The organism is Mesorhizobium sp. M0189 (assembly GCF_040322135.1).
Lineage (GTDB): Bacteria > Pseudomonadota > Alphaproteobacteria > Rhizobiales > Rhizobiaceae > Mesorhizobium.
Genome location: NZ_JAMYSW010000006.1, coordinates 165777 through 181699 on the forward strand (window position 1 = coordinate 165777; position 15923 = coordinate 181699).

Here is a 15923-nt window from a genome sequence, read left to right on the forward strand (position 1 = left end):
CCGCCAGCGGCAGAACAAGCCTTCAGACCAGTCCCAGATGCAATACCCTTTTTATTGCAGACCCCGGCCGAAGAGTCCGCAACTTTTTCCTGCGCCGACTTCCGGTCCAAGGACCATGCAACGAGCGAGAGAAAGGGGCCAGACGCCCCTTTCCGGATCGTCCGGTCAGGCCTGGTCGAGCCAGACCTTACCGTAGTCGCGCTCGAAGGTCGGGTGCATCTTGTAGTTCTGCACCGCCTTGACCGAATGGCTGTAGAGCTTGCGCCAATAAGGCTGGATGATAATGCCGGAATCCTGCAGGATCTGCTCGATATCCTTCATCATTTCCTTGCGCTTGGCGGCGTCGGCAACTGCCAGCGCAGCGTTGAGCTTGGCATCCCACTCGGGATTCGACCAAGCCGTCTCGTTCCAGGCTTCACCTGTACGATAGCCGATCGCCAGAACCTGGACGCCGAGCGGCCGCATGTTCCAGTTGGTCATCGACAGCGGATACTTCGTCCAGTCGTTCCAGAAGGTCGAACCCGGCAGCACCGTACGCTTTACCTTGATGCCGGCGTCGCGCATCTGCGCGGCGATCGCATCGCCGGTGTTCTTGTGCCAGTCTTCGTCGACCGTGATCAGCTCGTGCTCGAAATCGGCTTGGCCGGCTTCCGCCATCAGCGCCTTTGCCTTGGCCGGGTCGCGAGCAACCTTCGGCAATTCGTAGTATTCCGGATGGATCGGGGCGACATGGTGGTTCTCGGCAACCGTGCCGGCATTGCCGTAGCCGAGCTGGAGGACGACAGCGTTGTCGACCGCGAGCTGCAGGGCGTTGCGAACCTTCTGGTCGCCGTAAGGCTTGTTGGTCACATTGGTGCGGCAGACGATCGTCGAGGCGGTGACGACCTCGGACTTCGCCAGGTCCATGCCGTCGAGGATCGACACATAGTCGGCCGAGGTTTCGAAATTGGTGTGCACTTCGCCAGCTTCGAAAGCGCTGACCATCGCCGCCGGATCGGTGCCGTAGTCGATGAACTCGATGCCGTCGAGGAAGACCTCGCCATCCCACCACTTGTTGTCTTCACGACGCTTGTAGACCACTTTCTGGCCGACATCGTAAGAGACCAGCTCGAACGGCCCAGTGCCGATCGGGCAGGACTTGAAGTCGCCGCCTTTTTCGTCGAACGTCTTGTGGACGATGAGGCCGGGATAGTCGCACACGTTGGGAATGAGGGCGATATCGGGCTTGCTGAGCGTCAGCTTGATCGTGTGGTCGTCGACCTTGGTTACCGCGCTCTCATCCAGCTTGTCGTCCTTGACCAGCGAACCGAGGCGACCGGGCATAGAATTGCCTTCGGCCTTCTTGTCGGCCCAACGCTTGAGGTTGAAGATGACGTCGTCTGCGGTGAACGGATCGCCGTTGTTCCAGGTGACGCCTTTGCGCACATGCAGCGTGTATTCGGTAGCGTCGTCATTCACGTCCCAGCTCTCCAGCAGATAGGGGCGGAATGTGTATTCGGTGGTATATTTGACCAGCGGCTCGAGCGCCTGACGCTCGGCATTGGCGATTTCCGACCAGTCGGACTTGCGCGGATCCTTCGGATCCTTGATCCACTGCGCGACCTTCAATACGCCGCCTTTCTTGCCCTGGACCTCTTCCGCCTTGGCCGGCGTGGGGTCTGCAAGGCCAAGTATGCCATATGCCATCGCCGTCGACGCACCGAAGACGCTGGCGAGAGCCAGAAATTCGCGACGATCCATCTTGCCTGCCTTGGCGTCTTCGGCCATGGCCAGGATGTGATCGGGAACGCGGTCGCCGTTACTCTTGTAGATCGTCATGACTAACTCCCATTGTTGGCTTTCTGCCTTTTAACATTCCGCATTCGCGCCATGATGTCAAAGACGGCACGGATTGGGAACATGCCAAGGAATGTGCAACTTTGAAAGCAGGGCGGTTCGCGCGATAACGACAGTCTTGGCGCAAATTTGCTACTGCGCCAGGGATTTCGCGCGAAATCTCCACGGACAATTAAACCGGGACATTTGCTGCTGCGCCGCTCGTTCTTCGGGCAACCAACTGTTCTGCGCGAACAGCCGTTTCAATATTCCCGTTCATAGAAAACACCGCCTTTGGCTTCGCCGGCGTCGGTTGCCTCACCACGCAGCTTGACGCCGCGCCCGACGTCGAGATCGACGGTTGCCTTGCCCGAGCCGGGCCTATCGCCCTTCTGGATCGTCACGTAAGTGCGGTCGTTGAGATACTTGCCCGCCGAGACGGCGGTGCCGCCCTCTTCGTCGGTGATTACGTCGAGATCGTCGACGCCGATCGCGCTGCGCAGGTTCTGCAGCAGGGAGGTCGAGCCGCCGACGCCGGCCAGTTGTCCGGCAGCCTCGGCAAGCTGCGCGATCTGCAGCGGCGACAGGTTCGACATCGAACGGCCGAAGATCAGCTGCGCCAGCACCTCGTCCTCCGGCAGCGCGGGTACCGAGGAGAAGGTGAATTTCGGGTTGGTCGCCTCGCCCGACACCACGATGGTCACGGTGGCGCTGGTTGTCTTGGATTGCGCCGTAAGGTTGAGGTAGGGCACCAGAGAGCCCGAGAAGCCGACCGTGCCTTCGGTGAAGGTCAGCCGCTTGGCAAGGATCGTCAGCCGCCCGCGCCGCAAGGTGAAGGTGCCGACCGCCTGGGGTGACGATGCCGGACCGGTCAGCCGCAGCGAACCGCCGAGCTCGGCGTCGACGCCCCTGCCCTGGATGAAGATCTGGCTCGGCGCATTGATCGTGACGTCGAGGTTGAGGCCACTGCCGCCGCCACCGCTGCTTGCAGCGGCCGGGCGCAACGCCTTGTCCTGCGCACGCACGGCTGCCGGCGCATTCTTGTGCTTGACGTTGAGCTCGGCCAGCGAGCCGGGCAGCTTTTCGGGTACGGTGATGACGGTCTTGGCCAGGTTGACGGTACCGGAAATCACCGGCCCGGAGGTGAGCGGTCCCTTGATGGTCAGGTCGCCGCCGAGGTTAGCAGTGACCACCTTGCCGTCGGTATAACGGCCGTCGACCAGTTTGACCGACAGGTCGGCTGGGAAACCCTTAGCCGGATCGATGCCGACGGTGCCGCTGGCCGAAAGGCTGCCACGCGTCGACAGCGTGCCGGTCAGGCGGTTGATCCTGGCCACGCCACCACCGATAGCGACATCGGCGGTGATGTCGTTGATCGCAAGCCCCGAGCGCGCGTCGACCAGGCGGGCGCCTGACGTACGGACCGTGCCTGAGATCACCGGCGACGTCGCCGGGCCGCGCACCTGCACATCGACGTCGGCCGTGCCGCTCAAGGACAGGCCTTGCGCGGCGAGTGTCCTGGTGAGGAAGGCGAACGGCACCTTGCCGGAAAAGTTGAGATCAAGGGTGGGCGCGCCTGATGTCGTCATCGTGCCGCCGCCCTTGAGGCCAAGGCCGGCGGCATCGCTCATGTTGGCGTCGAAGGTCAGTCTGTTGCCCGAATACGTACCTGAAGACGAAACGCCCATGCCGCCGAAACCTGCACCGCGGGTCTGCGACGTCTGAACGCCTGCGGCGTCGATCTTGAAGGCGACGGCCGGATTGGCCGGCGCGCCCGTCACCTTCACCGTGCCCGAGACGGAGCCGGCGGCATCGAGGCCAGGCGAAAAACTGTTGGCTATCGAGATCGGGACGCGGGCCAGCGTCGCGTTGAGGTCGAGCGCCTGCCCAGCCGTGCCCGTGACCGTCGCCGTTCCGCCGCCGAGGTTGAGCACCAGCCTGTCGAGGCTGATCACTCCATTGGCGATGTTGATGGTCGAGGCCTGGGCGATAGCCGCCTTGATGCCGCGAATGGTCGCCTCGCCGGAGGCAAGTTCGACCGTCGTCGTGCCCTTGACCGCCCTGACCCGGCCGCCGGCCTTCAGCGGAATATCCTTCACGGTGGCGCCACCGGAGAAACCGGTCCATTCGCCGTCGCGCTTGAGATCGACGTCGACACCACGGATAACCGTGCCGCCGGAAGTGACGCTGTCGGCACGGATTTTTCCGGAGATCACCGGTGCCGCCAGGTAGTTGGCGATCAGCGCATCGATGGTCACGGCCTTGGCCGAGACATCGCCGCGCGAGATCGAGCCCGTCGTCGCCTTGATGGCGACCTGCGGCACGGCGCCAGCCTTGGAGAAGGCGATCGTGCCGCGCACATCGCCATCGGCCTTTTCCAGTGCCAGGGCAGCAAGCGGACCGATATCGGGCAGGTCCAGTGCTACCGTACCGACCGGCACGAAGGCATCGTCGAGCGCCAGGTCGCCGGAAATACGGTTCTTGCCCAGCGACAGCAAAAGCCCGTTGATGGCGCGTTTGCCGTCCGATGTCGCCAGCACGGCACTACCCTGCAGCGACTGGCCCGCGACATTTCCGGTGAGTTGTACATTCGCCGCCGGGTTGGCGGCATCAGCCTTGCCGGTGGCGGTGAGCTTCAGTCCGGTGATCTCACGCGCCGCCACCGAAAGCCTATCGCTGTTGACAGTCAGCGACAGATCCGGCGCGGTGCTGGCGCCTTGCGCATTCAGCGCGAAAGAAATAGCGCCTTTGGCATCCTTGGATAGCAGCGAGACGTCGCCCAGCGCGCCTTTGACGTCGGCGCTCAGCTTGTTATCGGCAAGGCTCGCCTGCCCGTCTGCGGTCAGCGCGCCTGATGACAGCCTGATCGCGTTGGCGGTGACATTGCCGTTGGCGTCTCGCTTCAGCGCGGCACTGAGTTGCGTCCGCTCGGCGAGCATGCCACGCGCCGCTACTGGCAGCGCCGCCGACGCGGCATCCGCCTTGAGATTTAGATCGATGGCGCCGTCGGCCAGCGAGACCCGCCCGTTGAAGCCGCTGTTCAACGCGTCGCTGGTCACGGTGCCGCTATCGATGATGACAGCGTCGGCGGCAAGGCTGCCGGCGACTTTGGCAGTGACCTTGCCGGCGATCAGCGGCGCGACGGTCGGATTGTCGAGGCCGATTTTTTCGGCGGTCACCGAGCCGGAGATCGGCCCGCTCCGGGCTTTCACGTCGAAGCGGTCGGAGTGCAGCGCAAGCGTGATGCCCTCGATCTTAGCTAGATTGGTGGCGGCCGATGGCAGCGTCGCGGAGATGTCGAGCTTCGGCTGGGTGCCCTGCCCGGCCGCCTTTAGCGACAGCGTCTGCAGCTCGAGCTTGATCGGGCTCTCCTTGCTGCCGAGCGAAAGCGGCAGGCTCGGGCCGGTGGATGCGAGGTCGAGCGAGAAATCGCTGGCACCGTTCGGATTGATGGTGCCGGCTGCCTTGCCGGAGATTTTCTCGCCGGCAAGCGTCGCATGCTCGATGGCGACGCCGCTGGCCGACGAGAAACGGCCAGCCGCATCGAGATTGAGCGGCCCGAGCCCGGCCCGCCGGGTCTGGCTGGTTTCGCCGCCGCTGAGCCGGGCGTTGAAGCGAATGTCTGGGGCAGCCGACGATCCCGTGACTTGCGCGGTGCCGCTGAGCGTGCCCGCGGCATCGAGGCCCGGTGAAAAATCATTGGCAAGTGCTGCCGGCACCGCCGACAAGGTGGCAGCGAGATCGAGCGTCTGGCCAGCCGTACCCGACACGGCAACCGAACCACCGCCGACACCGAGCGCCAGTTTCTCTATGCTCACCATGCCATTGGCGATTGTCAGCGCCGATGGCTGCGCGACCGCTGCCTTGATGCCGCGGATGGTCGCCTCGCCGGAGGCAAGCTCGATGCTGGTGATGCCGTTCGCAACCCTGACCCGCCCGGCCGCGCTGGCCGGAATGCCGGCGACCGTGGCGCCGCCGCTAAAGCCGGTCCAGTCGCCATCGCGCTTCAGGTCGACGTCGATGCCGCTGATCACCGTGGTTCCGGAGGTGATCGTGTCGGCCTTGATCTTGCCGGAGATCGCCGGGGCTTTGAGATAATTGGCGACCAGAGCGTTGACGGCGATTGTCTTCGCCGCCAGTTCGCCGCGCGAAATCGCGGCGCTCGTCGCATCGATCGCGACCGTCGGCGCACCATTGTCATTCGCGAAACGGATCGTGCCACGCACGTCGCCGGCTACCGTTTGGCCGGCAAGTCTGGCCAGCGGAGCAATATCCGCGGCATCGAGGTTCAACGTGCCGAGCGGCAGCAGGTTGTCGTCGAGCCCGAGGTCGCCGGAGACCTTGTTGTCGGCCAGTGAGACGGCAAGTCCATTGATGGAGCGCTTGCCGTCGGTGGTGACCAGCGATGCCTTGAGGTCGAGCGGCTGGTCGTCGACCGAGCCGGTCAGCGAGACATCGGCGGCAGGGCTGGCAATGTCGGCCTTGCCGCTCGCGCTCAACTTGATCTGCTTCACCGCATGGCCGGACGCCGTCAGGCTGTCGCTGTTGGCCGAAACCGAGAAATCCGGTGCGCTGCGCGCGCCGCTTGCCGTCAGCGCGAAACCGACGGCGCCGCCGACCTTCGCGCCGACCAGCGGCGACAGTACCGACACGTCGCCGAGCGTGCCCTTGATATCGGCCCGGATATCGGTGCCTTGCGCACTGGCGGTGCCGCTGGCACTAAGCGTACCGGAGGTGAGCTGCAATGCGTTGGCGGCGAACGCACCGTCCGGGTCGCGTGTCGCGGTTGCGGAAAACTGCACACGCTCGCCGAGAACCGAGCTGATCTGCGGCGGCAGCGCCGCCGAAGCCGCGTCGGCATTCATCTTGAGCGTCATCGACAGATCGGCCAGCGCCACAGTGGCCGTCACGGACGCATTGAGCGCGTCGCTGCGCAGCGTGCCTTGGTCGACAACGACCTGTTCCTTGCTGACCGAGCCGGCGAGACCGGCGCTGACCCTTCCCGTTATCAGCGGCGCCAATGTCGCAACGTCGGTGTTCAGGCCGGCCGCCGTCAGCTTGATGGTGACGGGCCCGCTACGGTTCTGGATGTCGAAGCCATCAGAATGCACTTGCCCGATCAGGTCGTCCACCCGCGTGCCGCCCGCCACCACGGAGACCAGCGACGCGCCGATATCCACCATCGGCGCCTTGCCATCGCCGAAAGCGCGGGCCGTGGCGTCCTTGATCGCCACGGTTATCGGCTGTGCCTCGCTGCCGAGGCTAAGCACGATCGGCGGTCCTTTCGCGGCGAGTTTCACAGAAAGATCGCTGACGCCGTTCGGATCGACAATGCCGGCGGCGGTCGCGTGCACGGCGCCGCTGTCGATATTGGCGCGCTCGACATCGACGCCGCCGGCCGCGGTCGCTGTGCCGGCGAGGTCGAAGCTGGTCTTGCCGGCAAACAGCGGTTTCAGGGTTTCGGGCAGGAAGCGCTCGAATTCGCCATCGCCGTTGGCCTCGACATAATGACCCTTGTCGGTGAGCTGATGGCGACCGGTCAGTTGAGTGACGATCCGGCCGTCGACAACGAAGGTCCCAATACCATTCCAGTTGGCGAGCGGTCCTGTGCCGGAAACGACAATGTCGACTGGCGGCGTGCCCGGCAGCTTGAGCAGGTTGGCGATGATGCCGCCGGCCGGCTCGGATGCCTTGAGGTCGAGGTCGAGCTTGTTGTCGGCCGGCGCGAAATGGGCTTTGGCGTCGACTGTGCCTTGCTTGCCGTCGTGGCGAACGATGTTGAGATTGGTCTCGATAGCCAGCGGCGAGGCATCCGCCTTGAGCGCTCCCTTGGCTGCCAGCTCGGCGACACCGCTGCCGGCCAGAGCCTGCCCGAGTGCGATTTCGGGAAGGTCGAGCTGCTTGACGTCGATGGAAACCGGCAGCGTGGTCGCCCCGCTTTGGCTCGGCTGTGTGCTGGCCACCGGCAGCCGTGCCAACTCGACCCGTTCGGCCCCAATGCGATCGGCGTTGAAGCTCTTCGACAGGAGTGCCAGCGGCGACCAGTCGACGGCCACCTTGCGCGCCACCATCCAGGCGCCTTCGCGATCCTCCAGAACGACATGATCGACCCTCAGCGCGCCCGACCAGATACCGTCGATGCCGACGACAGTGACCTTGCGATCGCCGGTCGAGGCCATGGTCGAGATGATGCCGGCAAGGTTTTCGCGACCGCGCTCGGTTTTGGTCAGCACGACGAGCGCCCCCACCGCCGCTGCCACGACGATGAGCAGCGTGTAGAAAAGGATACGAAGGATGCGCCTGAATATTGCCATCAGAATGCCTGGCCGATGCCGGCATAAATGCCGAAATGAGGATCGTCGGGGCCGCGGTTGAGCGGCACTGCCGCGTCGATCCGCAGCGGCCCGAACGCCGTCAGATAGCGCAAGCCTACACCCGCGCCGACCTTCATGTCCGAAAAATCGGGGACCTGCCTGGTGGACACCGTGCCGGCATCGACGAACGGCACGACGCCGATCTTGTCGGTGACGGCGATGCGCATCTCGACCGAGGTCTCGAAGAAGGAAAGCCCGCCGATCGGCTCTCCGTTGCTGTCCTTCGGGCCGATGCCCTGATAGGCATAGCCGCGCACCGAGCCGCCGCCGCCGGAGTAGAAGCGGCGGTCGGCCGGAACATCCTGAAGACCGGCGCCGATGATCGAGCCGATGGCGACACGTTCGGCGAAAACGAATTTCGAGGCCGAATCGAGCGACTGGTAGGCCAACCCCTCGCCCTTCAGCTTGACGAACGCAGCCCCGCTCAAAATGTCGTAGCTCGGCTCGGCATAGGCCAGCACCCTGAAGCCCCTGGTCGGATTGAGCTTGCTGTCGCGATTATCGTAGACATATTGCAGCGGAATGCTGGCGATCAGATAGGTGTGCTTGCCGAAAGCGTCGTGGATCCTGGAATAGTCAAGCGCGACTTGCGCGGAAACCGTCTGCTTCTTGTCGAGTTCGTAGGACAGGCCGGTGCTGCCCTTGACCGAGAAATGGTCGTAGGCGTCGGGGTGCTCCAGCACGGTGTTGACACTGGCAATGAATTTCGACGCCGGCCCGACCACGCCCGGCTTTTCGAACATGACGCCGGCATTGTAATTGAGCTGGGTCAAGTCGTTGCTGCCGATGCCGCTGATCTTGCCGTCGATGCGCAGCTTTTCGGCGCGGCCAAACAGATTGCGGTGGCCCCAATAGCCTTCGAGGCCCAGCCCTTCGGTGTTTGAGAAGCTGCCGCCAATGCCGAAATAGCGCGGCTTACGTTCGCTTACCTGGACACCGATCGGGATGTTGCCCTCGACGTCGAGGGCGTCGGCTTCCTTCACCGTCACGCTGTTGAAGACCTCGAGCCCGAGCAGCCGGTCGCGCGCATCGTCGATCTCATCGGGCGAATATTGGCGACCGCGCTTCAGGCCGGTCATATATTCGGTGAAGTCGCGGTCGACCTTTTCGGTGCCCTCGACAGTGGTGTCGCCATAGCCGGCGACCGGCCCGGCCGCGACGGTGAGCCTCACGTCGAGCGTCGACCCGGCGTGCTCGGCGACGATCTCGCGGCCCGTCACCTTGGCCAACGGCCTGCCTTGTTGCTTGAGTGCCCGCACGATCGCCGCCTCGGCCTTGAGCACGGCGCCCGAACCGGCGTCACCGCCGGCGATCAGGCCGAAATCGGCACTTGCCAGCCCCGCTGCATCGCCTTTCAGTCTGATGTTGCCAAGCGTGAATTTCGGCCCGGCTGCTATGCTTATCACCACCGGAATCGGCTGCGGGCCGGAAAACTCGGCATCGGGCGGCAGATCGTCGAGCGGCTTGCCCTGAATAGTGATGGTGACGACACCCTCGTAGCGCGCGTCCGCGTAGAGCGCGGCGACAAGTTGCTCACGGTCGCTGCGCGCCTTGGCCAAAAGACCCAGCGAACCTGATACCGGGTGTTCCTCGTCGGCTTTCAGCGCCGAGGCGTTTTCGAGCTTCTCGGCGAGATCCTCGTCGGCGTCGGGCGCTTCTATCGTCACGGCATAGCGCAGTGGGTCGACGATGTCGGCATCTTCGTCCTTTGACGACCCCCAGAGCTTGATGCCGAAAATCTCGAAGGCTGCCGCACTTCCGGTTTCGGCAACAAGTGCCGTCGAGCACAACAAAGCGAAAAGCAGGGCGCGCGAAAGCGCGCGCTGTGGCGCGGTTCCTCCCGACATCTGCCTTTCATACGCCGGCATTATGCTCCTAGCCTAGCTCGCAAACCTAAAATTGGAATGAAGTTCTGAAGCACTCGTAAAGGGGCCACAATCCAATTGCTGAAATAGACAGGGCTTGGAACTCACACCTTCTGCGTCGCCGCAAGAAAGCGTGATCCCCTGTCCTATGGAGCTACTACCGGTCACCGACCGGAAAGCAAACCGTTGGCAGGCGGATCCTGCCGCGTCCTGATGTTGACAAGCGCGACTGAAGCTTGAAGATTTCTGGACGTAAGCACTTGTCTGGAGGGGTTTATGGCAATGCGCGCGGCTCGTGGTCTATCGATTCTTTTCCTTCTCTTTTTCGCCTGGAGCGGTGTCGCGCAAGCGGCCGAAGCCCGGCGGGTGGTGACATCGGATAATTCCGACTATTTTGGTTTCGATCTCAGATCCGACCAGAATGTCAGCCTCGATCAGTGCAAGACCACCTGCCTCGGCGACCCGGCCTGCCGTGCCTTCACCTACAACCTCAAGGCCAAATGGTGCTTCCTTAAATCCGATTACAACTCGTTGAAACCCTTCGGCGGCGCCGTCGCCGGCAAGGTCGTCAACATCGATGGCGATCCCGACATCGGCGCGCCACCCGAACTCGCCTTCTTCCCCAACTGGATGGCCGACCAGGCCCAGCAATACCGCAACAAGCTCACCGGCCCGACCTACACCAAGCCGACAGAGGGGCTGACGGCGCTGAGGGCCGCCGCCGAACAGTCGGCGCTGACGGGCGATCATCGCTCGGCCATGCACAAATACGAAGCGGCGGTTTCGGTGCTGCCGGACGATGGCCAGCTCTGGCTCGAGCTGGCGCGCGAAACGCTTGCCGTCCATCCGACCGCCAACAGTTCGGAGCCGTCGACCCTACCGGCGAACGCCACTTCCGCCGCCTTCAACGCCTACAAATTGCTGCGCACCACCAAGACGCGCGCCGACGTGCTGGCGCTGCTCGGCGACGGCCTTGACCGCCGCGACCTCTACAGGCCGGCCCTGCAGGCCTACGAGGCGAGCCTCGCTTTGGTCAATTCGCCGGCGGTCAGGGCCGCCTATCAGGATCTCAAGGCCCGCAAGGGCTTCCGCGTCATCGATCATACCGTCGATGCCGACACCAGCGCGCCGCGTATCTGCGCGCAGTTCTCCGAGGAGTTGGTCAAGACCGGCGTCGATTATTCCCAGTTCGTCACCGTCGACAACGCCGCTCCCAAGGGCGTCGAAGCCAAGGACAAGCAGATCTGCGTCGAAGGGCTCGAGCACGGCCAGCATTATGACGTGACCTTCCGCGCCGGCCTGCCGGCCGCCATTGGCGAGGTCACCGCGGCACCGGTGGTACTGTCGATCTACGTGCAGGACCGCGCGCCTTCGGCCCGCTTCACCGGCGACAGCTTCGTGCTGCCCGCCGGCGCACGCCGCGGCATACCGGTCGTCACCGTCAACATGAATGCCGCCGAAATGAAGCTCTTCCGCATCGGCGACCGCTCGCTGGCCCAGCTTCTGTCGGGGTATCAGTTCCTGCGCCAACTTGACGGCTACGACATTTCGAACATCTCCGAACAGATGGGCGAGCCGGTCTGGCAAGGCCAGCTCGACATCGCCAACGACCTCAACAAGGAAGTCACCACCTCCTTCCCCATCGACGAGGCGTTGCCGAAGCGCAAGCCCGGCGTCTATGTGCTGACCGCACAAGCCGTCAACGATCGCAGCGACGACTATGATTCGCACGCCACGCAATGGTTCGTCGTCTCCGACATCGGCCTGTCGACCTATACCGGACAGGATGGGCTGAACGTCTTTGCCCGTTCGCTCGCAACCGCCAAGCCGATTGCCCGCGCCGAGCTGACGCTGCTGGCCAGGAACAACGAGATCCTTGGCACCGCGACCACCGACGCGGAAGGGCGGGCGGTGTTCAATCCCGGCCTGACGCGCGGCGACAGCGGCATGGCACCGGCGGTGCTGATGGCCAAGCAGGGCGACGACGACTTCGTCTTCCTCGATATGGGCCGCGCCGGGTTCGACCTGTCCGACCGCGGCGTCGCCGGACGTGCGGCGCCGGGCGCGCTCGACGTCTATGCCTGGACCGAGCGCGGCATCTACCGCGCCGGCGAGGACGTCCACGTCTCGGCTCTTGCCCGCGACAGTGCCGCCAAGGCGGTCGAGAACCTGCCGCTCACCTTCATCTTCTCGCGGCCCGACGGCGTCGAGGACCGCCGCATCGTCAGCGACGGAGCATCGGCCGGCGGCCACGCCGTCGACCTGCCGCTGGAACCCAACGCCATGCGCGGCACCTGGACAGTGGCGATCCACACCGATCCCAAGCAGGCGGCGGTTGCCAGCCAGATGTTCCTGGTCGAGGACTTCGTCCCGGATCGCATCGAGTTCGACCTGTCCGCCGACAAGCAGGAGATCGCCCAGGGCGAGACCGCCAACATCACCGTCGACGGCCGCTTTCTCTATGGCGCGCCGGCCGCGGGCCTCGCGCTCGAAGGCGAATTGACGCTGTCGACCGCCCGCGACTGGGACCGCTTCAAAGGCTATTCCTTCGGTCTGGCCGACGAACAGTCGGCCGAACCAACGGTGACGCCCTTCACCGGCCTGCCGGTGGTCGGCGACGACGGCAAGGCGACCTTCCCGGTTTCCGTCGATCAATTGCCATCCACCACCAAGCTGGTCGATGCCAAGGTCACGGTCCGGTTGCGCGAGACCGGCGGCCGTGCGATCGAGCGCTCGCTGAATATCGGCATCCGCCCGCAGGGCCACATGATCGGCATCCGCCCCGATTTCGACGGCGACGAGGTGCCGCAAGGCGGCACGGCCAAGTTCAGCCTGATCGCCGTCGACCCCGACGGCAAGCGTGAGGCGCTCAAGGGTGCGCAGTGGTCGCTGGTCAAGGTCGAGCGCAGCTACCAGTGGTACCGCTCGAGCAATTCCTGGAACTATGAGCCGGTCATCTTCACCAAGGCGGTGGCCAACGGCCAGGTCGACCTGAGCGCCGATGGCGAGGCTACCATGTCGCTGCCGGTCGACTGGGGCCGCTACCGGCTCGATATCGAGACAGCCGATCCGGAAGGCCCGGCGACCAGCTATGAGTTCGACGCCGGCTGGTATGTCAGCTCGACGACCACCGAAACGCCTGACGGGCTCGAGATAGCGCTCGACAAGGACACCTATGCGGCGGGCGAAGTAGCCAAGCTCAAAGTGTCGCCGCACTTTGCCGGCGAATTGCTCGTCACCATCGGCGCCGACAAGCTCTTGAGGACGGTCACCGCCAGCGTGCCGGCCGGCGGCAGCACCGTCGACATCCCGGTCGGCGACGATTGGGGTGCCGGCGCCTACGTCACGGCAACGCTGTTCAGGCCGGGCGATGCGCAAGAGACGCGCATGCCGGCGCGCGCCATCGGCGTCAAATGGCTGAAGCTCGATCCCGGCTCGCGGAAGCTTGCCGTCAGCTTGGCGCCGCCGGACAAGACCATGCCGCGCCAGCAGCTGTCGATCCCGGTCGCCGTCGCCGGCGTGCAGCCCGGCACCAACGCCTATGTCATGGTCGCGGCCGTCGACGTCGGCATCCTCAACGTGACCAACTACAAGGTACCGGATCCGGAGAACTGGTTCTTCGGCCAGCGCATGCTCGGTCTCGAGGTTCGCGACATCTATGGCCGGCTGATCGACGGCTCGCTGGGCACGACCGGCAAGCTGCGCACTGGCGGCGATGGCGCCAACATGCAGTCGCAAGGCAGTCCGCCGACCGAAAAGCTGGTCGCCTTCTTCTCCGGCCCGGTCCAGCTCGACGCCGACGGCAAGGCGCGGATCGACTTCGACATACCACAGTTCAACGGCACCGTGCGCGTCATGGCCGTCGCCTGGACCAAGGAAGCGGTCGGCCATGCCCAGTCAGACGTCATCGTGCGCGATCCGGTGGTGATCACCGCCGGCCTGCCGCGCTTCCTGGCGCCCGGCGATTCCGCCGTCATGCGGCTCGACGTCGCCGACACCGATGGCCCCGCTGGCGACTACAAGCTGACCATCGACACGACGGGCGACCTGTCTACCGGCAGTGCCGCCTTGCCTGAAAAGCTGACGCTGGCCAAAGGCAAGCGGCAGACACTGACCGTGCCGTTGATTGCGCAGACCGCGGGCAACGCCTCGATCACCATCAAGCTTGCGCATGCCGATGGCACCGCCGTCGAGCAGACGCTCTATGTGCCGGTGCGCCCGGCGCAACTGCCGGTGACCACCCGCATGGTCGTCGACCTCAAGGGCAATGGCGGCGCGCTGCGCGTCGACAAGGAACTGTTGGCGGCAAGCCTGCTCGATGGCGCTTCGGTGAGCGTCGGCGTTTCGCAGTCAGCTGCCTTCGATGTGCCGTCGCTGCTGATGACGCTCGACCGCTATCCCTATGGTTGCGCTGAGCAGACCACCAGCCGTGCCATGCCGCTTCTATACGTCAACGAGATGGCTTCCGGCATCGGCATGGCCAGCGACCCCGATCTGCATGGCCGCGTCCAGGACGCCATCTACAAGGTGCTGAGCTACCAGGCCTCGGCCGGCAGCTTCGGTCTGTGGGGTCCGGGTTCCGGCGATCTGTGGCTCGACGCCTATGTCACCGATTTCCTGACCCGGGCGCGCGAGCAGAAATACGACGTGCCGGCCCTGGCGATGAACCAAGCGCTGAGCAATCTGCAGAACGCGATCGGCTACGACCAGGACGTCCAGGATCGCGGCAGTGAGATCGCTTATGCGCTCTATGTGCTTGCCCGCAACAAGAAGGCCTCGGTCGGCGATCTGCGTTATTACGCCGACACCCAGCTCGAAGCCTTTACCAGCCCGATGGCCGTCGCCCAACTGGCGGCCTCTCTCGCGCTCTACGGTGACACGCAGCGCTCGGAGGCAACCTTCCAGGCCGCGTTGCAACTGGCCAAGTCGACGCCGGAATATGACTATTACCGGTCCGACTATGGCTCGCCGCTGCGTGACGGTGCGGCGATCCTGGCGCTTGCCGCGGAAAGCAAGCCGGTGCCGACCATCGTGCCGGCGCTGATCCAGCTGGTGACCAGGGAACGCGCCGACGCCAGGTGGACCAGCACCCAGGACGAGTCCTGGATGCTGCTGGCGGCCCGCGCGCTGAAGGCCGGCAATGATTCGATCGCGCTGACCATCAACGGCGCACCGCATGCCGGCGGCTATTCGGACCAGATCGCCGGTGGCGAACTGGCCGACAGTCCGCTGACCATCGTCAACACCGGCAGAAATCCGCTGCAGGCGGTCGTCACCACCGTGGCCTCGCCGATCCAGCCTCTGCCGGCCGGCGGCAACGGCTTTACCATCAGCCGTACCTACTACAAGCTCGACGGCACAGAGGCCAACGTGACGGAGGTCAAGCAGAACGAACGCTATGTCGTCGTGCTCAAGGTTTACGAGCAGAACACCTGGCCTTCGCGGCTGCTGATCACCGACCTGTTGCCGGCCGGCTTCGAGATCGACAATCCGGGCCTGGTCTCCAGCGCCCAATTGACGAACTTCTCCTGGCTGGCGCAGACCGATGCTGCCCATCTCGAATTCCGCAACGACCGTTTCGTCGCGGCCTTCAATCCGAACGACGGCGACGGCGACCGCAACATCACGCTCGCCTACGTCGTGCGCGCGGTGACGCCGGGCATCTACGCCCACCCGGCGGCAACGATCGAGGACATGTACCGGCCGCAATATTCGGCCCGCACCGCCACCGGCATGATGGAGGTCAAGGCGCCGTAACGATGGAGAGGGACGCAGACCGGTTGACTGCAGGTAACGACGTGATGCCGCGCCGCCCCTCACCCTTACCCTCTCCCCGTGAAGGACGGGGAGAGGGGGTCGCCAGCGTTGC

4 protein-coding genes are annotated in these 15923 nt (G+C 64.5%); 1 reads left to right on the plus strand and 3 read right to left on the minus strand.

Annotation, left to right across the window (positions count from 1 at the left end; translation table 11 throughout):
• Nucleotides 1-165 precede the first annotated feature (165 nt).
• The 3 genes from NKJ09_RS14160 to NKJ09_RS14170 all read right to left on the minus strand — a co-directional run bounded on the left by NKJ09_RS14160 (nt 166) and on the right by NKJ09_RS14170 (nt 10057).
• On the minus strand, nt 166-1818 hold the full coding sequence (locus NKJ09_RS14160; protein ID WP_352495141.1) for an ABC transporter substrate-binding protein: 1653 nt from the start codon (nt 1816-1818) through the stop codon (nt 166-168).
• A gap of 260 nt (nt 1819-2078) precedes the next feature.
• Nucleotides 2079-8129 carry a translocation/assembly module TamB domain-containing protein gene (locus NKJ09_RS14165; protein ID WP_352495140.1) on the minus strand — a complete coding sequence of 2017 codons (6051 nt, stop codon included), beginning with the start codon at nt 8127-8129 and terminating at the stop codon, nt 2079-2081.
• On the minus strand, nt 8129-10057 hold the full coding sequence (locus NKJ09_RS14170) for an autotransporter assembly complex protein TamA (protein WP_352495139.1): 1929 nt from the start codon (nt 10055-10057) through the stop codon (nt 8129-8131). The genes NKJ09_RS14165 and NKJ09_RS14170 overlap by 1 nt, the downstream gene beginning before the upstream one ends.
• A 273-nt stretch (nt 10058-10330) precedes the next feature.
• Between NKJ09_RS14170 and NKJ09_RS14175 the strand changes: the two genes are divergently transcribed.
• A complete protein-coding gene (locus NKJ09_RS14175) occupies nt 10331-15811 on the plus strand; it encodes an alpha-2-macroglobulin family protein (RefSeq protein WP_352495138.1) in 5481 nt (1826 codons plus the stop codon).
• Nucleotides 15812-15923: the final 112 nt, after the last annotated feature.